The sequence below is a fragment of the Pseudomonas sp. P4_B3 genome (genome assembly GCF_056402295.1).
This window is the reverse complement of the sequence record NZ_JBFUHR010000029.1, coordinates 12,670-32,381: the sequence shown is the minus strand read 5'-3', so window position 1 is coordinate 32,381 and position 19,712 is coordinate 12,670. Positions and strand designations below refer to the sequence as shown.

19 protein-coding genes and 1 pseudogene are annotated in these 19,712 nt (G+C 58.9%); 7 read left to right on the top strand and 13 right to left on the bottom strand.

Annotation, left to right across the window (positions count from 1 at the left end; translation table 11 throughout):
• Positions 1-385: 385 nt before the first annotated feature.
• Both AC1DWG_RS27140 and AC1DWG_RS27135 read right to left on the bottom strand, forming a co-directional pair.
• Positions 386-511 (bottom strand): annotated as a pseudogene (locus AC1DWG_RS27140) (EamA family transporter); the annotation flags it as partial.
• A complete protein-coding gene (locus AC1DWG_RS27135; protein ID WP_477788592.1) occupies positions 508-1,740 on the bottom strand; it encodes an MFS transporter in 1,233 nt (410 codons plus the stop codon). The pseudogene AC1DWG_RS27140 and the gene AC1DWG_RS27135, both read right to left, overlap by 4 nt.
• Positions 1,741-1,875: 135 nt before the next feature.
• Between AC1DWG_RS27135 and AC1DWG_RS27130 the strand changes: the two genes are divergently transcribed.
• The gene (locus AC1DWG_RS27130; protein WP_477788591.1) at positions 1,876-2,334 is read left to right on the top strand and encodes a winged helix-turn-helix transcriptional regulator; all 459 of its coding nucleotides are present in this window, start codon (positions 1,876-1,878) and stop codon (positions 2,332-2,334) included.
• Positions 2,335-2,351: 17 nt separating this feature from the next.
• On the opposite strand, the gene AC1DWG_RS27125 is transcribed toward AC1DWG_RS27130, so the two are convergent.
• The gene (locus AC1DWG_RS27125; protein WP_477788590.1) at positions 2,352-3,269 is read right to left on the bottom strand and encodes a LysR family transcriptional regulator; all 918 of its coding nucleotides are present in this window, start codon (positions 3,267-3,269) and stop codon (positions 2,352-2,354) included.
• A 195-nt stretch (positions 3,270-3,464) separates the two neighbouring features.
• Between AC1DWG_RS27125 and AC1DWG_RS27120 the strand changes: the two genes are divergently transcribed.
• Positions 3,465-3,905 (top strand): DoxX family protein, encoded by a 441-nt coding sequence (locus AC1DWG_RS27120; RefSeq protein ID WP_108215679.1) that lies wholly within the window; start codon positions 3,465-3,467, stop codon positions 3,903-3,905.
• Positions 3,906-4,526: 621 nt separating this feature from the next.
• Here the strand turns inward: AC1DWG_RS27120 and AC1DWG_RS27115 are convergent.
• The 3 genes from AC1DWG_RS27115 to AC1DWG_RS27105 form a co-directional block, all read right to left on the bottom strand.
• Positions 4,527-5,597: a threonine aldolase family protein gene (locus AC1DWG_RS27115; protein ID WP_477765247.1), complete on the bottom strand. Its 1,071-nt coding sequence runs from the start codon at positions 5,595-5,597 to the stop codon at positions 4,527-4,529.
• Positions 5,598-5,710: 113 nt separating this feature from the next.
• On the bottom strand, positions 5,711-6,526 hold the full coding sequence (locus AC1DWG_RS27110) for an AraC family transcriptional regulator (RefSeq protein WP_477754333.1): 816 nt from the start codon (positions 6,524-6,526) through the stop codon (positions 5,711-5,713).
• A gap of 89 nt (positions 6,527-6,615) precedes the next feature.
• Positions 6,616-7,527: a LysR family transcriptional regulator gene (locus tag AC1DWG_RS27105; RefSeq protein WP_477788589.1), complete on the bottom strand. Its 912-nt coding sequence runs from the start codon at positions 7,525-7,527 to the stop codon at positions 6,616-6,618.
• A gap of 119 nt (positions 7,528-7,646) precedes the next feature.
• On the opposite strand from AC1DWG_RS27105, the gene AC1DWG_RS27100 reads away from it, so the two are divergent.
• The gene (locus AC1DWG_RS27100; RefSeq protein ID WP_477788588.1) at positions 7,647-8,564 is read left to right on the top strand and encodes a pirin family protein; all 918 of its coding nucleotides are present in this window, start codon (positions 7,647-7,649) and stop codon (positions 8,562-8,564) included.
• A gap of 86 nt (positions 8,565-8,650) precedes the next feature.
• Here the strand turns inward: AC1DWG_RS27100 and AC1DWG_RS27095 are convergent, their stop codons facing one another.
• Positions 8,651-9,106, bottom strand: coding sequence for a glycine zipper 2TM domain-containing protein (locus tag AC1DWG_RS27095; RefSeq protein WP_477765246.1), 456 nt, complete (start codon positions 9,104-9,106; stop codon positions 8,651-8,653).
• Between the two features lie 249 nt (positions 9,107-9,355).
• Between AC1DWG_RS27095 and AC1DWG_RS27090 the strand changes: the two genes are divergently transcribed.
• From AC1DWG_RS27090 to AC1DWG_RS27080, 3 genes are read left to right on the top strand one after another with little or no spacing between them, the layout of a single operon-like run.
• Positions 9,356-10,177 (top strand): ABC transporter substrate-binding protein, encoded by an 822-nt coding sequence (locus AC1DWG_RS27090; protein WP_477765245.1) that lies wholly within the window; start codon positions 9,356-9,358, stop codon positions 10,175-10,177.
• Positions 10,174-11,019, top strand: a complete 846-nt coding sequence (locus AC1DWG_RS27085; RefSeq protein ID WP_477765244.1) for an amino acid ABC transporter permease — start codon at positions 10,174-10,176, stop codon at positions 11,017-11,019. Before AC1DWG_RS27090 ends, AC1DWG_RS27085 begins: the two co-directional genes overlap by 4 nt.
• 34 nt (positions 11,020-11,053) lie before the next feature.
• Positions 11,054-12,451, top strand: coding sequence for an LLM class flavin-dependent oxidoreductase (locus AC1DWG_RS27080; RefSeq protein WP_477788587.1), 1,398 nt, complete (start codon positions 11,054-11,056; stop codon positions 12,449-12,451).
• A gap of 59 nt (positions 12,452-12,510) precedes the next feature.
• On the opposite strand, the gene AC1DWG_RS27075 is transcribed toward AC1DWG_RS27080, so the two are convergent.
• The 5 genes from AC1DWG_RS27075 to AC1DWG_RS27055 all read right to left on the bottom strand — a co-directional run bounded on the left by AC1DWG_RS27075 (position 12,511) and on the right by AC1DWG_RS27055 (position 17,411).
• Positions 12,511-13,683, bottom strand: coding sequence for an acetyltransferase domain-containing protein (locus tag AC1DWG_RS27075; protein WP_477788586.1), 1,173 nt, complete (start codon positions 13,681-13,683; stop codon positions 12,511-12,513).
• A gap of 208 nt (positions 13,684-13,891) precedes the next feature.
• On the bottom strand, positions 13,892-14,293 hold the full coding sequence (locus AC1DWG_RS27070; protein WP_477754338.1) for a nuclear transport factor 2 family protein: 402 nt from the start codon (positions 14,291-14,293) through the stop codon (positions 13,892-13,894).
• A 68-nt stretch (positions 14,294-14,361) separates the two neighbouring features.
• The gene (locus AC1DWG_RS27065) at positions 14,362-15,120 is read right to left on the bottom strand and encodes an SDR family oxidoreductase (RefSeq protein ID WP_477788585.1); all 759 of its coding nucleotides are present in this window, start codon (positions 15,118-15,120) and stop codon (positions 14,362-14,364) included.
• Positions 15,121-15,257: 137 nt separating this feature from the next.
• Positions 15,258-16,169 carry a LysR family transcriptional regulator gene (locus tag AC1DWG_RS27060; protein ID WP_477765239.1) on the bottom strand — a complete coding sequence of 304 codons (912 nt, stop codon included), beginning with the start codon at positions 16,167-16,169 and terminating at the stop codon, positions 15,258-15,260.
• 141 nt (positions 16,170-16,310) lie between these two features.
• Positions 16,311-17,411: an alkene reductase gene (locus tag AC1DWG_RS27055; RefSeq protein ID WP_477765238.1), complete on the bottom strand. Its 1,101-nt coding sequence runs from the start codon at positions 17,409-17,411 to the stop codon at positions 16,311-16,313.
• 147 nt (positions 17,412-17,558) lie between these two features.
• Here AC1DWG_RS27055 and AC1DWG_RS27050 point away from each other — a divergent pair, with 147 nt between their 5' ends.
• Positions 17,559-18,443, top strand: a complete 885-nt coding sequence (locus AC1DWG_RS27050) for a LysR family transcriptional regulator (RefSeq protein ID WP_477765237.1) — start codon at positions 17,559-17,561, stop codon at positions 18,441-18,443.
• Positions 18,444-18,447: 4 nt separating this feature from the next.
• Here AC1DWG_RS27050 and AC1DWG_RS27045 read toward each other — a convergent pair whose 3' ends face one another.
• Positions 18,448-19,548, bottom strand: coding sequence for a Gfo/Idh/MocA family protein (locus tag AC1DWG_RS27045; RefSeq protein WP_477788584.1), 1,101 nt, complete (start codon positions 19,546-19,548; stop codon positions 18,448-18,450).
• Positions 19,549-19,712 lie beyond the last annotated feature (164 nt).

Sequence of the window (19,712 nt, the reverse complement as noted above, 5' to 3'; positions counted from 1 at the left end):
GTCCGTGAGTGAGGAGTCATGCTAACCAGTAGTAGATAGGCAGGAGCAGATACAGTGCGGATGGATTTGGCCGCAACAGTCTGGTTTGGAGAGGGAAAAGTAATCTGCTAGACGGCACGGTAAAGCAGGTGCGAATGGCCGCTTCTGGTCGATTCTGTTGAAAAAGTCGGCCATGGTTTGCGTATCTGAAAAGTACGCGTCCGAGGTTGAAATCTTTACTTTTGGCAGAGGCTACCGGACTCGGATTTCACGTAGCAGCGTGCAAAAAAGGCGTCATCACCCGTCAATGATCAGGCAGTTTGGGCAGAGCGACTTTTTCAACAGAATCGGCCGATTTCTGCCTGACGAGAAGCGCTGCAACCGCCACATAGCTGACCGTCATCCAAATCGTGTGAGCTAATGGCGAAAGCTTGAGCGGGTCGACAGTGGCGAGTCCCAGTTTGATCGCCGAGAAATTCACGCCCCATATGGCCGTCATCGAAATGGCGAGCAATAGGTGTCGGGTTTTCATACGGATCTTCCTTGATGGATCGTTGACAATTGCAACGTAAAAAACCACAGCACCAGGGCTGTCGCGCTGATCGAGGCGCCCAGCAGGCTGACGGCTATCCAGCCCCATAGCGCATAAACCTGCGTCGCAGCGGCAGCGCCCAGTGCACTGCCCACCGAGTAAAAGCACATGTAGGCACCGACCATGCGACTTTGCGCGTCGGGTCGTGCCGCGAAAATCAGGCTCTGGTTGGTGACGTGTACGGCTTGCACCGCGAAGTCGAGCAAAAGCACCCCGCAAACCAGGGCGATCAGTGACGACTGTGCAAAGGCGATGGGCAACCAGGACAGCGTCAGGATCGCCAGCGAAATGCCCGTAACGCGTTGCCCCATACCTTGATCGGCCCAGCGACCGGATCTTCTGGCAGCCAGGGCACCGGCGACGCCAGCCAGGCCAAACAGGCCGATGACCGTGTGTGAAAGCGACAACGGTGGGGCGCTCAACGGCAGCACCATGGATGTCCAGAGCACGGAAAAAGCGGCAAAGATCAGCAAGGCCAGCAGGCCCCTGATGCGCAAGACCGGTTCGGTCATGAACAGCGTGAAGAGCGACCGGATGAGTGCCGGGTAGGTGTATCGACTGCGTGGCGTCACTGCGCAAGGCAAGACTTTCCAGAACACTGCCGCGAGGGTCAGCATCAATCCCGAGGAAACGAAATACACGGCGCGCCAGCCCGCCAGATCGGCGATCAGCCCGGAGGTGAATCGCGCCAGAAGTATGCCCAGGACAATGCCACTGGTGACGGTTCCCACGGCCTGGCCACGTTGTGACGGCGTTGCCAGCACGGCGGCATAGGCCACCAGCACTTGAACCATCACTGCCAGCAAACCCACAACGATCATGGCCCCCAACAGGGTTAACCATTGCTGTGCTGCGCCGATCCCCGCCAGCGCAATCGCAGACAGCAGCACTTGAGTCAGAATCAGCCCTTTACGGTTTAACAAGTCACCCAGCGGGACGATGAACAGCAACCCCAGCGCGTAACCGACCTGGGTAGCCGTCACTACAAAGCCGATCATGGATGAGGCCACACCCAGGCTCTGAGCCATTGAGTCGAGTAAGGGTTGTGCGAAATAAACGTTGGCGACTGCCAGCGCGCAGGTGACCGAAAATAAAAACGTGAGTGACGGAGAAAGCCCCGAAGCCTGCGTGACGAAAGGCTGGGTGGCTGAGTCGGCATCTGCTGTCACATGAGCCTCCGTGGCGTTAAGCTGGTTTCAATTAAAAACCGGATTCCATTGTTGCTGGATCAGGTTTCAAATTGCAACCACATTGCTCAAGATTGAACGACAGGCTTGGCAGTCCTTATCCAAAAGGTAAACACGATGGTCGAAGACGCTTCATCGCACAGCAGCGAATGTCCGGTAGCACGAACACTGGAAGCCATTGGGGATCGATGGTCGCTCATGATCATTCGCGATGCGTTTGACGGCATTCGCCGATTCAGCGAATTCCAGAAAAGCCTGGGGGTGGCCAAAAACATCCTGGCATCGCGCCTGAAAACCCTGGTTGAGGTCGGTGTATTCGACGTTCAACCTGCTTCGGATGGCAGTGCCTACAAGGAGTACGTCCTGACGGAGAAAGGACGGGAGATCTTTCCGGTTGTGGTCAGCATGAGGCAGTGGGGCGAGCGCTTCCTGTTCACGCGGGAAGAGACGCGTTCTGTGTTGTTGGACAATGCGTTCGGCCAGTCCCTGATGCCGATTGAAGTTCGCTCCTCGAGCGGTCAAAAACTTGGGCCGTCTGACTGCCACAGAGTGAGAGTGGTCGCCGACGAGTCGTGAATCGACAAGTGACACCCTCAAGCGGATGCCTCCTGCGCTGAGCTTTGTCGAATGAATCGCTCAATCAGCCATCTCGCGGCCGGTCCCGGTGGCAGATCCGTGCGGTAAATGACGTCAAAGGCATAAATCCCGCTCTGGTATTCCGGCAAGTTCAGACGTACCAGCCGACCGGCCTGCAGGTCTTCCTCGACCATCGGACGAGGCATGTTCCCCCAGCCAATACCTTCACGCAGCAGCATGTGCTTGGCGCCCAGGTCCGCCAGGCGCCAGGTGYGGTTACTGAGGACGGCGAAATCCTTGTCCTTGGTCAGCAGCGAGCGGTCGGACAGCACCAGTTGCGTGAACTCTCGCCCGGCGCCCGGAACATTGCTGTCGCTTGATGCCAGTGGATGATTCGGCGCCGCCACCGGAATCAACTCGACGCTGCCGACGCCAATTCTTTCGATACCGTCGATGCCCTCGTTCATCGGGCCACTGACGCCGATGATTGCGCCACCGTTGATCACCAGGGCGGTGACGGCGCCGAGCGCTTCCATATGCAAGTGCAGGGCAACCGTAGGGAACTCTTCGCGAAAGGATTTGAGTGCATCCACCACGCGCTCGGGGGGCAGCATGACATCGAGCACCACGTGGACTTCGGCTTCGAGCCCCTGAAGCAAGCCTTTGACCTTGGCGCGTAGTCCATGGATGCCGTTGGCAATGGTCCTGGCTTCGGCCAACACGGTGCGACCGGCATCGGTGAGCTGGGGTTTGCGGGTTGTCTGGCGGTCGAATAGCGACACACCGAGCTGCATTTCAAGGTTGGCGATCGAGTAGCTGATGACCGAAGTGGCGCGGTGCAGTTTTCTGGCGGCCGCCGCAAAACTGCCGACTTCCACGACCGTCAGGAACACGCGCAGTTGGTCCAGTGTCGGTGTGCCCGGGTCAGAGATCATGTCTGTTTCCTTGAATCAGACGTCGCTTGGCAAGTTGCACGATTGAACTCCTTTGCCGGTTACGTAGGTCTGCTTTTCTAATTTATCGAATCTAATGATCTAAATTAGTCGGCTATTCAGATTAGCTGACGAAGAGCAATATTTCCTCACCCGGGCGGTTCTTGTCGAATCGCACCCAATTCAAGGAAATACCCCATGACGACTTCGGCAAACATCGCTCAAACAACCGCCCCTGAACAGAGCCGTTCCGACGTGACCCAGGCCTCGGCCTCGTTGATCGGCCGCGTACTGCTCAGCGCAATCTTCATCCTTTCCGGTTTTTCGAAACTGGCAGCTCCGGCCATGATGGTCGGTTACATCAGCTCGGTCGGGCTTCCGCTTCCACAATTGGCATTGGCGCTGGCGATCATTGTCGAGATCGGCGGTGGCCTGGCATTGATCGCCGGTTATCGCACCCGCACCGTTGCCGCCGTCCTGGCAGTGTTCAGCGTGTTTACCGCACTGGCGTTCCATAACGCACTGGGCGATCAGAACCAGTTCATCCACTTCTTCAAGAACATCGCGATGGCCGGTGGCCTGCTGCAGGTCGTGGCCTTTGGTGCCGGTCGCTTCAGCCTCGACGCGCGCCGTCGTTGATCCCCCCGCGCTGCGAAGGCTGGTCCCTCGCAGCGCAATGCTTTTCTCCCTTCCTTTTCAAAAGTCGAGACCTCCATGAATGCCATATGTTTGTACAAATACGGCAGTCCTGAAGTTTGGTTCTTCACGGAATTCCGGGAAACTGTAGGAGCGAGCTTGCTCGCGATGGACTCAAGACCGCCGCGTTTAGACAGAAAATACGCGTTATCGTTAACGACCTTCGCTGGCAAGCCAGCTCCTACAACAAACCGCGTCCTGGTCGAAAATGAAGTGACTTCCCGGGGAGCTGTAGGAGCCGGCTTGCCGGCGATGGACTCAAGTGCACCGCGTTTATCCAGTTTACTCGCGTTATCGTTAACGACCTTCGCTGGCAAGCCAGCTCCTACAACAGACCGCGTCCTGGTCGAAAATGAAGTGACTTCCCGGGGAACTGTAGGAGCCGGCTTGCCGGCGATGGACTCAAGTACGCCGCGTTTATCCGGTCCACACGCGTTATCGTTATCGACCATCGCCGCACCGCAGCTCCTACAAGGGAGCGTGCCCACGTTTTTTTGGTTCTTCCCGGGATTGCGTGAAGAACCTGAAGTTTTACGTCTGGGAAATGCGTAGCTTTGCTGCCCGTTACTCGTGTACACGATCAAGCGCTCGCCGCACCTGATTCAATAGGTGATCGACATCCTCGGCAGTGGTGGCGAACGAGGTGACAAAGCGAACGATGTTGGGTCCCCAGCGATCATGGTAGAAGCCGAACCCGGCCTTGAGCAGTGCTTCGATGATCGCCGAGTCCAGGCGACAGAACAGGATGTTCGCCTCAGTGCCACCGAGCATTTCAACGCCGCTCAGGCCGGCAAGTCCCTGCGCCAGGCGCTGGGCCGCAGCGTTGGCCTGGCGTGCATTGCGCAGCCAGAGGTCGTCGGTCAGGTACGCGTCGATTTGCGCCGAAAGGAAACGCATCTTGGAAAAGAGATGGCCTGCGCGCTTGCGCCGGTAATTCATTTCGGCTGCGAGCGAGGTGTTGAACAGGACGATGGCTTCCGCCGCCAGTGCACCATTCTTCGTGGCTCCAAACGACAGGGCATCCACGCCTGCCTTCCACGTCATCTCGGCCGGGGAGCAACCAAGCGACACCAGGGCGTTGGCAAATCGCGAGCCATCCATATGCATTCCAAGGGAAGATGACTTGCAGACGTCACCGATGGCTGCGATTTCGTCCAGGGTGTAGATGCTGCCGACTTCGGTGGCCTGAGTGATGCTGACGCAGGCGGGCTGGGTCGTGTGTACATCGCCGACTTTTTCGCGAGTCCGCTCGCGCAGTCGGACGATGTCCAGCTTGGCCGCCGGGCCGTCGACGGTCATCAGCTTCGCACCGTTGGAAAAGAACTCCGGCGCGCCGCATTCATCGTTGTTGATATGACTGGCCGGGTGGCAATAGATGTTGCCCCAGGGCGGCGTCATGGTGCTCAGGCACAAGCCGTTGGCGGCGGTGCCGGTGGGCACCAGAAAGACCTCCACGTCACGCTCGAAGATCTCGCAGAACTTGCGCTGGACCTGCGCCGTCAACGCGTCTGTTCCATAGGGGCTCGCCTGGCCCGTGCTGTGTTTCACGATGGCTTGTGCCACCTCCGGCGATGCGCCAGCGATGTTGTCACTTGAAAACCCCAGCGCGGGCGGTCTGTTTGTTTCACCGTTCATCATCCAGTTCTCGGCTGCGCAGGCGAAGGTGTTTCGCCCGTATTGGCGCATCCTATGGAGAGGGAAGGTTGTCGCGCTTGTAAAAAATTGACGGTCGCCTGATGGCCGACGCCCTATGTCCTGTAGCGCGAGGGTGCGACGCCAAATGCCTGTCGAAAGGCGCGGTTGAAATGGCTTTGATCGTAAAAGCCGACAGCGTGGGCGACCTCGATGATCGGTTGCCCGCTGCGCGATAGCAGGCCACAAGCCCGTTCAAGACGCAGGCGAAGCAGCCATGCGTGCGGCGTCATGCCAATGGTCCGCTTGAACTGTTTAAGGAACGGGAACCGGCCCAACCCGCACAGGCCAGCGAGATCATCGAGGGTGATTCGCTGATCGATGTGGCTGAAACAATAGTCCCTGACGCGAGACCATTGCAGGGGAGATAGTGTGCCCGTAATCGTTTCGGGCCTGGTCGCCCGTGACTGGCTCAACAGGTGTTCAAGGAGGGTGATCCATTGCGTCTGTACCGCCAGACTACCTGGCCCAACGGCCTGCTGCATCGCGTCATGCAACCCGCGCAGGTTACCGGCAAGCCCTGCGTCTTCCAGCAACACACCGGTCAATTCAAGCTCTCTCGGTTGACCGCTGATCTCCTCGGTCAGACTCGCGACCAGCGCCTGGGACAGACGGAATGTCTTGAGCGTATAAGCGTCGCCGCCCTCGGGCACACCATCGTGGATTTCACCCGGCGGCATCAGGGCAATCCTTCCCGGACCTAAAAGATACGACTCGCCTTTGGATCGATGACGCTGGATGCCTTCGGTGACCAAACCAACGTGGAAATCGAGGTGGTAATGGCGATCGAAACCGGTGTCCACAAAGCGAGCGGACCCCAGCACCAAGCCTGGTACGTCGGATACGTGATGGTACTTGGCATGCTCAGTCATGAAACCCGTTAACAATCGGCGAGGAGGGCGGGGACTACGAAGTCTAGGGCCACCAGCGGAATAGATCCATGGGCATCGACTGCCGCTCGCTACGGGTGCACCTCTGGTGCGTCCGAGGCATTCAACTTCTCGATCACCAGGTCGATGAAGGCCGATACCGCAAGCGGCAACTGTCGTCGGCTTGGATACAGCACGTTCAGGCCATAGCCTTTGGGTTGGTATTGCGCCAGCACCGGGACGAGCACGCCGGCCTGAACATCGAGCCTGGCCATCACCGGTGGCAGTAGCGCGATGCCGAGGCCGGCCACGGCGGCCCTGCGCAATGCCTGTGCGGTATTGCCACTGAAGCGCCCACTGACCTGCACTTCCTCCTCACCCTGCGGGCCGATCAAGCGCCATGTGGCGTGGCCGCCGGGTTGCGCCGAGATCACACAATCGTGATTTACCAGGTCCTGCAGCGTGCGGGGTGAGCCGTGCGCGGCAATGTAGGCGGGGCTTGCGACCATTCCGACGCTGCGCGGGTCAAGGATCTGACGCCCGACAAAACCGGAATCGCGCAAGGCGCCGCCGCGAAACGCGACATCGATCTGCTCTGCGATCAAGTCGGCCTTCGCATCGCTGAGTATGAAGTCGAGCCTCACGCGTGGATACGCGGCGAGAAACCCGGTCACCCAGTCCATCTGGAAGAAGTCGAAGAAGTCGGCTGGAGCCGCCACACGCACCAGGCCATTGGGCTCGTTACTACCCGTTATCAACTCCTGTCCGGCATCGAGCAAGCCGTCGACAGCGCCTGCACAACGCTCATGGAAGTCCTGGCCTGCACTGGTGAGTGTGAGCTTGCGAGTGGAGCGTTGCAGCAGCCGAGTGCCGAGGTGTGCTTCAAGCTGCTGGATGCGGCGACTCACGGTATTGGGCGGCATGCCCAGGCGTCGTGCCGCCTCGGCAAAGCTGCCGCAGCGGACTACCTGCACAAACATCGCGATGTCATTGAGGTCGAGCATGGCCGGTCATTCCTGGTATTGGTGGACGAGTGCAAGCCAATTGTATCGACTAATCAAGCAATCGGTCCCGCTCTATTGTTTGAGGTATCGGGCCGCGAGGCTTCCCACTTCGAGTGATCATGATGAACCTTCAGCAACCACCTCACTTCGCAATGGACCCTGGCTCTGCACGCGAAACCGGAACTCACCGCGCAATCAGCTATCGCACCACAGGCAGCGGGCATGGCGCTATTGTCCGGCTGATGAGTCCTTCGGATCTGGGCCATTTGATCAAGCCGTTCGTTTTCCTGGATCTGTTTGAAGGTGAGAGCTCATTCATCAACGGCATGCCAATTCACCCGCACTCAGGAATCGCCACCGTCACCGTCATCACCGAAGGTAATTTGCGCTTCGAGGATGCGGATTCGGGCAAGGGGATGATCGACTACGGCGGTGTCGAATGGATGCGTGCCGGAGGCGGGGTCTGGCACGGCAAGGAAATGTCGGTGGGCACATCGAAACGGATTCAGGGTTTTCAACTGTGGGTTGCACTACCGCCTGAGTTGGAAAACGCCAGTGTCGACAGTCAATACCTGGAGTCAGGTGTGATGCCTGAAGTCGGGCCGGCGCGGTTGATTCTCGGCACGTACCAGGGTGTCCAGAGCCCGGTCCGTGCCCCCGCCGGAATGAATTATCTGCTGGTCACGCTACGTGCCGGGGAATCCTGGACTTATGTTCCACCTGGCGAACATGAGTCGTTGTGGTTGAGTGTCAGCCGCGGCGCTTTGTCTGCACCAGGCCTGGTCAACGCAGGAGAGATGGCCATCTTCGAACCTGGCAACGGCGCCGTGACGCTCAAGGCGCTGCAAAAAGATACGGTCTTCGTGATCGGTTCAGCCGTACCTCATCCCTATGATCTGGCGCTGGGAAATTACTCGGTGCACACCAACCCGCAAGCCTTGCGTGCGGGAGAGGTGAAAATTGCCGAGATTGGCGTTCGGTTGCGTGAGTACCTGAAAAAGCCCAACGCGTCAGCCAGCGTACCGGTATTCAAGTAACCTGATCCATGGCGGCGCGCCATTCGAGTCAGGATTGCGCGCAGTCATGGATCATGGGGCGGCTGTGCAACGTCCAGTCGCCGCCCCTAACTTTGTGGCACCACCCGCGCTTCGTTCCCGGCACCCTCGACATAAACGTTCATGCCATTTTTCAGCCCCGGGTTGATCGGCTGGGTCACCTGAACCAGTACGCCGCTGTGGGTGCGAACGATGATCTGCTGTGCGTCCACGGGCTGATCATATTTTTTCTTTTCGGCGTAGTTGCCGCCCGCCGCGCCAGCCAGGGCACCGGCGACCATCGCCACATCCCGGCCGGTACCGTGGCCGATCAGGCTTCCCAGGGCCAGACCGCCAATACCCCCCATTATGGCGCCGACACCGCTATCGTGATTGGTCTGCATCTGGGTCTGTGTAATCTGCTCGATTTTCCCCGAACGAATCTCCATCTCGCCAGCGCCTCCGCTCCCGGCGCCAACCGCGGCACAGCCGCCAAGCACAAGACCAAAAAGCGAAATCGTCAGCCAGGAAGCGATAGTTTTCATCGTCAAACTCCATTTTCAGAGGAAGTGGATCATGCAAACGCATCCATTCAAGTTAGACGAAAATGCCTGATTCGCTCGGTTGTTTGGCTGTGCAAAGCGCTTGCCACGAAGGGGCAGTGGTGCAAGCGCCTGAACGGCTCGATCCAATATAGCTTGAACGCAGTCACATATTCCATAAAGGAAGTACAAACTATTTTTATAGTGCGTTTTAATCTATTCAGTATTTTGAATCGATTGGAGCTCTTGTCTGTGAACACTAAGGCGCTTTTACCTTTTGGCTTGGCATTACTGGCTACCTGCTCGACGGCTTTCGCGGGCCCCATACTGGATCGCGTAACCAGCAGCGGGGAGCTGACCGGCGTTCTGATGGAAAGCTATCCGCCATTCTCCTTTCTCAATGAACAGAACCAACTGGACGGGTTTGACGTGGATGTCGCCAAGGCTGTTGCGCAACGGCTAGGGGTGAAGCTGAAGCTGCAGACACCGTCCTGGGATGTCATCGCTGCCGGACACTGGAACGGACGATATGACATCTGCGTCTGCTCGATGACCCCGAGCAAGGCACGGGCCGAAGTGTTCGACTTCCCGGTGGAGTATTACCAGTCACCGGCCGTGATCGTGGTGAATGCCAAAGACCAGAACATTGTCACGGGCAAGGATCTGTCCGGTAAAAAAGTCGGTGTGATCAGTGCGTCGACCTACGAAGCCTATCTGAACAAGGATCTGGTGATCGAGGGTGCCGAGGACAAGCCGTTGAGCTATCCATTCGAAAGCGTCCAGGTCGCGCCATACGACAACGAAACCGTGGCCTTCCAGGATCTGGCCTTGGGCACGGGCGTGCGCCTGGATGCCATGGTCACCAACCTCATCACGGCTCGCGAACGCATCGCCCAGGATCCACGCTTCAAAATTGCCGGCGATACGCTGTATGCAGAGCCCAACGTGGTCGCGATCGAAAAGGGCGATCCGCAATGGAATGCCAAAGTCACTGAGGTCGTCACCCAGCTCAAGGCCGACGGCACATTAAGCAAGATTTCACAGAAGTGGATCGGTGCCGATATCAGCCAATGACAGCCCTCAATCCACACCCGGCCAAGGCGACTGTCGCCCCCGAAACCGAGGCGCGTCGTTTCAGCCAGCTAGTTGGTTTTCGCACTCGCCTGTATTTGACCTGGGCAGTGCTGTTCGGCCTGTGCGTCATGTTTTTCATGAGCTTCGATCTGAAGTTCTCGATCATTGTGCAGAAGTTGCCCAACCTGGTCGGCCTGCATTTGGGGCCTGACGGTTTCTTGCAAGGCGCCGCACTGACGCTGTTTTTGTGCTTCTGCTCGATCTGGCTTTCGTTGCTCCTTGGCTTCGTGACGGCGCTGGCGCGCCTGTCTCGCAGTGCAGTGGCTTTCGGCATTGCCAGTTTCTATGCGTCCTTTTTCCGCGGTACTCCGCTGCTGATCCAGATCCTGCTGATCTACCTGGGGCTGCCGCAGTTGGGTGTGGTTCCTGGCGCCATCAGCGCGGGGATCATTGCGCTCTCGCTCAACTATGGTGCCTACCTCAGCGAGATTTTTCGTGCCGGCATCATGGCTGTTGCACCTGGACAGCGCGAAGCGGCGATGGCTCTGGGGCTGGGGCCTGCGGCAACGTTCCTGCACATCGTCCTGCCGCAGGCCATGCGCACGATCATTCCCCCGACAACCAGTCAGTTCATTTCAATGCTCAAGGACTCATCGTTGATATCGGTGATGGGCGTTTGGGAAGTGATGTTCCTGGCGCAGTCGTACGGTCGCTCGTCCTACCGCTACATCGAAATGCTCACCACCGCAGCCGTTATCTATTGGCTCCTGTCCATTGGACTGGAGTTGATACAGAACCGTCTTGAACGCCACTACGGCAAAGGTTTCAAGCATCAGCGCTGACCCTCCCGTTTAATGACTTTTTACAGGTACTACGATGTCCGATCCAAAACCTCTGTTGTTTGCGTTATACGAGCAAGCCAGTGTTGGCTGTGGCGGCGCGCCGAGCCTCTGGACGCACCCGGCTGACGAGCGACTGACCATCAACTCGCTGGGCTACTGGTCGAACCTGGCACGCATCGCCGACCAGGCTCATCTCGACATGCTGTTTTTTGGTGATGTGCTGGGCTTCTACGATGTGTTCGGTGGCAATGCCGATGCGGCCATGAAGTGGGCGGTGGAAGCACCGGCCAACGATCCGTTGATGATCATCCCGGCATTGGCCGCCGTGACGGAAAACCTGGCCTTCGGCGTCACTGTCACCACCAGCTACGAACATCCTTTCACCCACGCCCGGCGCTTCAGCACGCTGGACCACCTGACCAATGGCCGGGTCGGGTGGAACATTGTCACCTCCTACCTGACCAGTGCCGCTCGCAACTTCGGCCTGGAGCAGATGATCAAGCACGATGATCGCTATGAACGCGCCGATGAATTTCTCGATGTGGTTTACAAGCTCTGGGAAGGCAGCTGGGCAAACGATGCCGTGGTGGCCGACAAGTCTCGTCGGGTCTTTGCCAAGGGCGATCGCGTGCGACCGATCAATCATGTTGGCGAGCATTACCGGGTGGCCGGGCCGCATTTGACGTCCCCGTCACCGCAACGCACACCGTTGCTGATCCAGGCCGGTTGGTCAGGCCGTGGTCGCGAGTTTGCGGCCAAGCACGCCGAACTGATTTTCATCGCCAAGTCCAACCCGCTGGAGATTCGCCAGGGCCTGGAAGATATATGGACGCAGGCCAGGGCACGGGGGCGTCACGCTGAAGATGTTAAATCACTGACGGTCCTGCGCATCGTCACGGCCAGGACCGAGATCGAAGCCCAACGCAAATATGACGAACTGCAAAGCAACTATCACTTGCAGGCGCAACTGGTGAGTTATGCCGGTGATACCGGTATCGACATCAGCCGCTACGCGGACAGCGATGCGTTGTCGACTCACACCGAAGGCATGACCTCCTATGTGATGCGTCCCGATGGCAGTGGCAAGCCCTTGACCGCCGGTGATGTCAAACAGCGCTTTGCCAACGTTACCCGTGGCAGTGATCTGATTCTGGTGGGAACGCCGCAACAAGTGGCCGATCGGATCGAAGAGCACGCCCGTATTTCCGGCACCAGCGGCTACATGCTAAATCCGCTGATCAGCCCGGGCAGCCTTGAGGACTTCGTTGAACTGATCATTCCTGAACTGCAAAAGCGTGGCTTGTATCGTACCCAGCCACAGAGCGGTACTTTCCGTTCGCGGTTACGGGACGATGGCGCTAATCATTTACCGGATTCGGCTTACGGCGCCTCATTCCGCTTTGATAAAGGTTTTCAGGACGGGACATCTTGAAAAAAAGGGGCTCTCCAGGGGCACTCTCCTGGGGCCCCTTTTGTGAGCAAATGTCCTGATCAGAAGTATTTGAGCCATCCGATATCGCGACGGCGTGCCTTCAATGCCGCGAACCAACGCACGGGTAAATACAGGGATAAAGCCAGGAGCACCGCCGTCAGCCACACCGCCCAAATGCTGTCGAAACCGAAAAAAGTACCCTGGTTCAATCCGAATAACGCCACGCTGACCAGATACAGCGCCTTGAGTACGTAAAGGTGGAGCAAGTAGAAGAACATCGGCGCCGCGCCAAAGACTGCCAATGCATTGACCCACTTGCGTTGTTGAGCCCGTTCCAAGGCACGAAGCAGTAACAGGCCCACTCCCAGCGTCAGCGAAAGGAACAGCAGGGAAGGTGGGTATTTTGTAATGTTGAAGAAGCTCATGAGGGTTTGCGTGATGCCTTCATGGGCGACCCAATGCACCTCGCCATAACCATTGACTGCTCGCAGTGCGACAAATCCGGTCAATGTCCCGACCCCTGCCAGCAGCAGATTACGTTGACGCTCCGCGGCCAAAACCTGGCCAGCAAACCAGGGGCCGATACTGTATCCAAGGGCGATCACACCGATCCACGCAAGCACAGGGTAAGAGGTGCGCAGACGCAAGCTGTCGGAGAATTCGATCCAGCCGCGATCATGCAGAATCGCCCAAGGTATATGCATTGGCGAGTCTGCCGCGAAGTGCACACTATCCAGCAGGTTGTGCCCGGCCACGATCACCAGACCCAGGCAGCACAGAATGGGCCTGGGTAACCAGACCAGCCCGGCCAGGGCAATCATGCAGATGCCAATGGCCCAGATCACTTGCATGTAAATTGCCGCAGGTGGGAACTGAAATGTCCAGGCGAAATTCACCAGGGTGAACTCCAGCAGTACCAGAAACAGACCGCGCTTGAATAAAAAGGCTGACACATCGCCCTTGCCCTGGTGCTTTTGGCCATACAGGCAAGCGGAAAGTCCGGTGAGCAGTATGAAAACCGGCGCACACAAATGGGCAAGTGTGCGGCTGAAAAATAGCGCCGGCTCAGTGGACTCAATGTCCATCGGGTCTGCTACCTGACGGTGCAAAAAGAACGTTTCGCGCACGTGATCCAACAACATAAGGAGGATTACCAATCCCCTCAGGGCATCAATGGACAGCAGGCGTTGTTTCAAGGGTGTGATAGGTGGGATGTGAGTAGAGGTTGTCATCGAATGTCGCAAGCAGGGAATGGATGGCTCTGCCAGTGGCGACTGACAGTGCACGCCTGCATTAGTTATAACATAACAATTAAACCAAGGGCGACCGCCTGATTGCGTTGATAGCTGTCTACCTAGACGCCTTCAACTCAAGGAATGCGTCCCGCAATCGAGCGTCGCCTGAGTTCGGCCTGAACTCCTTGAACTGTTTAATGGAGCATCAGCCTGGGAACTGATCCCCAAACATAGGATACCCGCCGGCGGAACCTTCGCGCGTCGCCTCGTCCTGAATCACATCCCAGTGTTCGACCATCACGCCGTCCTCGAGGCGCAGGATATCGACCACGACCCAGTTCGCCGGCTGGCCGATGCCAGTGAAGCGACCGTGCAACATGACGAAGTCGCCTTCAGCGACTGCCAGCTGGCATTCGTAACGCAAATCGGGCGCTCCTGCGGCGACCAGTTCGAACAGACCCTCGCGACCCGGGGGCACATGGGCACTGTGCTGGATATAGGAGGGCGACCAGTAGCGTTCGGCCGCAGCCAGATCCTTGCGATTGAACAGGGTTGCGAAGCCTTCGAGGACGATGGCCTTGTTCTCGGCGGGGGTGAGTGAAGTCATGGTCGGTTTCCTGCTAACAAAGTAAAGGGGAGGGCGGTTGAAGGGCCGCCCAATATCGCCTTGTGGACTCAGCCGAAAGCCGGTCCGTTGGCAATCATGTCGTTGAACCCGTTGACCCAGGCATGCTCGTTCGGGCCAGGATTGGCGCGCATGGCTTCAGCGGGCGCGACCAGGATTTCGTCCACGCCGCTCTCGAATTGCGCCATGGCGCCGGCAATGAACTGGTCGAGGGGAATGGCGCGCTCCTCCTCGCTGCTGTCGAGCAACTCGGTGCGTACCCACGGCGGTGCGATCTCGACCAGTTGGACGCCGTGTTCGCGCAGCAGGTAGCGCTGCGACAAGGTGTAGGAGTGCAACGCTGCCTTGGTCGCCGAGTAGACCGCCGTCACGGCCATGGGTACGAAGCCGAGTACCGAGGAGACGTTGACGATGACGGCATCCGGCTTGGCCTTCAGATGCTCGACCAGCGCCGAGGTCATGCGGATCGGACCCAGCAGGTTGGTGGTGACGGTCGACAGGGCAAGCTCATCGTCCACCGGACCTTCTGCATGATCGAGCAGCATGATGCCGGCATTGTTGATCAGCACGTTGAGCTCAGGGTAATGGGCGATGAGGTGTTGCGCTGCGGCCTGGATGCTGGCCGTGTCGTTGATGTCGAGCTCGATGGCTGCCATGCCGGGGTTGGCATCGAGCGTCTGCTGCAGTCGCTCCTTGCGCCGTCCCGAGATGATCACTTGATTGCCCAGCTTGTGGAAGGCTTCCGCCAGGCCTTGGCCGATGCCGGAGCCGCCGCCAGTGATGAAGATCGTGTTGCCAGTCATGCGCATGAGGGATTTCCTTGAACGAAAAAGTCAGGGCGTCCGCCACGCTGCCAGGTCGATCAGCTCGACCGCTGCGTCGCGGGGTATGGCGCTAAATTGGCAGCTTCGGCCGGATCGGAGTAGACGCTGTGGCCGGCTATCTTCTATGCGCCGGATGCATAAGCACCGCCGGCATCGTCAAGCAGGCTGGCGACAAGATGTTCGATCAGGGCGCGGCCTGCTCTGCGGGTTCGCGAGCCGTGGGGGAAGTAGGCATGCACAGGTACGGATTCGGTCTCCCAATCGGTGAGCAGCGCGACGAGCTCACCGCTTTCAAGCTCCCGCCGGCAGGCCCAGGCCGTTGTCGATGTGATCCCTAAGCCAGCCGTTGCCGCTGCGACAGCGCCTTCGTTTTCGTCGGTCGAGAAGTGCGCCTCGAGCTGAATGGTCCTGGTCTCGCCATCGCGTTTGAACATCCACCCGCTCGGCACCGTTGAGGCTGGACCGGCGATGATTCGATGTGATTGCAGGTCCTCCGGCGTAGTCGGCTCCCCAGCGGCGCGCAAGTAGGACGGTGAGGCGAGAATGTATCTGGAGATCGTCATGATCTGACGGCTTGTTGCACTGGAATCCACCAGCCGTCCCAGCCTTATCGCAACATCGATATTTTCGCGCACCAGATCCTGCCAATGATCGGCAAGCAGCACCTGGATATGCAGGTTGGGGTGTATCGCTGCGAACGGCGCCAGGCGTGGAATGATTTCCCGTACGCCGATGCTCGTTGGCATGCTCATCCGCACGACCCCACGCAGCTCTGCGCCCCCGCGAACGCTCTGCTCTGCCTCTTCCACAGCGACGAGGATGGGTTCCATGCGCGAGAGAAAGTCCGCCCCGGCCTCGGTCGGTACGACGGCACGTGTCGATCTCGCCAGCAGCAGGGTGCCGAGATCGGCTTCGAGCTCGGCCACGATCCTGGAGACCTGGGATTGAGAAAGACCCACTTCGCGTGCCGCAGCGGAAAAGCTGCCCAGTCGCGCCACCCTTGTGAAAAGCCTGTAGGAGAAAAGGTCTTTCATGCGTTGGCACCTTCCTTCAGCCGGTACGCACCTTGACCCCGTTGGCAGAGGCGACCGTGAAACGCGGCAGTTTGGGTGAGTGATGTTTTGGCGGGGAGGTAGCTGGGGCACTATGACCCCAGTTACCAGTGGTGCAAATGATCACGCAACTTCGGTATGGAAAGGATAGTCCGTGTAACCCACTTGCGTGCCGCCGAAGAACGACTCGCGGTCGTACGGGTTCAGCGGCCAGCCGTTACGCAGGCGCTCTGGCAAGTCAGGGTTGGCGATGAAGTGGCGGCCGAACGCGACCAGGTCCGCATCGCCGGCCTCAAGGATCGCGTTGGCCGATTCACCGGAGAAACCGCCCGCCGCGATCAGGGTGCCCTTGTAGTGCTGGCGGATGAGTTGGGACGCCACCGGGTTCTGGTCCCGGCGCTCGTCTTCGGCGACACCCAGGATGCGCGGCTCGATCAGGTGTAGATAGGCGAGGTCCAGCTTGTTCAGCTCGCGTGCGACATAGGTGAACAGGCCAATGGGGTCGCTGTCGGACATATCGCCGAAATTGCCGCTCGGCCCCAGACGCACCGCCACCCGATTGCTGCCCCAGACGGAGATCACCGCCTCTACCGCTTCCAGCAGGAACCGGCTGCGGTTCTCGAACGAGCCACCGTAGATGTCCGTACGTTTGTTGCTGCCGTCCTGGAGGAATTGATCGAACAGGTAGCCGTTGGCCGAGTGCAACTCCACGCCGTCGAATCCGGCTGCGATACCGCGTTCGGCTGCGGCGCGGAAGCTTTCTACCAGGTCGCGGATTTCCGCGATGGTCAGTTCGCGCGGGGGGCTGCCGGGGGTCCAGCCAGTCTCGGTGAAGGCGAGGCCGCCGTGGTCCACGACGGAAGGGGCTACCGGCTGGGCGCCGCCCGGCTGCAGGAGGCTATTGGACTGGCGCCCCGCATGATAGAGCTGCAGAAAGATTTTGCCGCCCTTGGCATGAACGGCGTCGGTCACGAGCTTCCAGCCGGCGATCTGGCTGTCGTCATACAGACCGGGAGCACCGAGGTAGCCGTTACCATTGGCAGCGGCGATAGTGGCTTCGCCGATCAGCAGGCCACCGGCGGTGGTACGCTGGGCGTAGTACTCGGCCATCAACTGGCCAGGAATGGCACCCGGCTCGGCACGCATACGGGTAAGTGGCGCCAGAACGACGCGATGGGAAATCTGGTGTGGACCTATTTGGATGCTGGTATGCAGTTTGGACATGACAACGATACCTATCAGTGGTGGGATGGGCGCAATGTAGGCGTAAAATTCGCGGAGAAAAATATCCCGCGATGCCGAACATTTCGGATGTTTTTTCCGTAATCCCGCCTTGTTGGCGGGGGGCTACCGGAGCAGGCAGGAAAAGTGATGGAAAGTCTGAATGGCATCTCGATGTTCGTGCAGGTTGCCGAAACGCGCAGCTTTACCGAGTCCGCCCGCCAGCTGGGGGTGTCATCCTCGACCGTGGGTAAAACCATTGCGCGGATGGAGGAGCGCTTGCATGTGCGGCTGTTTCATCGCAGCACACGCAGCATCACGCTGACGGCCGAGGGGACCCTGTTCCTTGAGCGCTGCCGCCGCATCCTCAGCGAAGTCACCGCTGCCGAGTCCGAGCTGTCAGGCCTGGCTGGCAGTCCGCGGGGGCGACTTCGGGTGGGCACGCCGCTACTGGGCGACCTGATGATGCCGGCCTTTGACGGGTTCATGGAGCGGTATCCGGAAGTCGAACTGGATATCGATTTTTGCGACCGCATGGTCGATGTGATCGAGGAGGGGTTCGACGCGGTGATTCGCACCGGCGAGCAAACCGACTCTCGCTTGACTGCGCGCCGCCTGGGTTCCTGCGCACATGTGCTGGTGGCGTCGCCGACCTATCTCAAGCGGCATGGCGTACCCGCGTATCCGCGTGAACTGGAACGCCATGCATGCCTGCAGCACAAGTTCCCCGCAACCGGAAAGCTGGAGCGTTGGCCGCTGCGACTCGAAGCCTCCGAGGCTGAACTGGTGCTGCCCGCCACGATGACGTCGAACACGATCGAGCCTCTTGCCTACGCCGCAATCCAGGGCAGGGGCATTGCCTTTCTGCCGACTTTCCTGGTGCGCGAAGCGCTGGAAAGCGGCCAGCTGGTCACCGTGCTGGACGACTGCATTGACCGCCAGGTCGTCTTCTGGATGCTGTGGCCAGCCAACCGTTATGCCTCGCCCAAGTTGCGCGTGTTCATTGACTACATGAGTGCGCATTTGCGCATCTGATCGCTTACGCCTGCAGCGTCAGGCGCACGCCGTCGCGGTTGGAGATTTCGATGGCATCGATCAATTTGTGCATGCGCACGGCATCCGCCATGGTAGGTGCAACCTGGGTACCGTCGCGCACATCCCAGGCGTAGGCAGCATACAAATTGGCCAGTTCCTGCTGGCTGCCGCCCAGGTCATTCTCCGGCAGCCAGTTGTAGCTCGGTGGCACCGTGAGCGTATGCATGGGTTGCGAGTCGCCCTGGGCCGCTTCGATGGTATTGAACTGGTCGCCAAAACTGGTGGTGTTCCAGATCTTGAGATCACCCTGGGTGCCGGTCAGGTCCAGCTGTATGCCATGGTTGTTGCGTTTCCCGGCTTCGATATGGACCGTCAGCACAGCCCCGTTGGAGAAGGTACCGTTGACCAGAATCTGGTCGGCCGTTGTGTGTTTCAGTACCTCGCCTGTCTCGATCAGCGTCACTTCCGGGAACTGGTTGACAGTCAGCGCGCTGATGCTCTGCGGATGGCCCAGCATGCTGAACACCGCATCGAAATAGTGACCGCCATAGATGGAAAGCAGGCTGGAGAAGTTCTCCGGCGGAATGGTGAAGTACAGGGCAGCGATGCGTTCGCGCTGGAAATATTCGACGCTGATATGCAATCGCACCGAACGCAGTTCCCCGATGTAGCCGTCCTTTAACAGATCGCGTACGTAGCGATAATCCGGGTTCAGTCGACGCTGCAGTCCGACGATATGCCGAACGCCAGCCTTCTCGGCAAGCGCCATCAGTTCCTGCGACACGGCCTTGCTGGGCGTCAGCGGCCATTCGCAGTACACATCTTTGCCGGCGGCGATGGCTGCCCGTACGGTGGCCTCGTGCTGGGGTGCCGTGTTGAGCACGAGCACCAGATCCACTTCCGGATGGTTGACCAGAGCCTCCACGGAATCGAGCGCAAAGCGGATGCCGTGGCGCAGTGCCAACCCGGCGGCTTTTTCCGGGCTGCGACTGTGGACTGCCGTCAGCTCATAGTCGGGAAGCAACTGGAGGGCGGGCAAGTGGCCGTACTCGGCCCAATGACCGACGCCAATGAGACCCACTCGAATTTTTGATGACAGGGTCATGGAAACTCCTGAGCCTGGTTTGAAGGGAAAGGTTGCGTTGTCGGGCGGGACAAGAAGCCCGGTCACCCAGTGTAGGAAGAGATGGAGGCGGGAAAAATGCGCCAGAGATCCGAACACTTCGGACGCTGGTGTCCGCAATACTGCGCATCAGGGCTGCACTATGT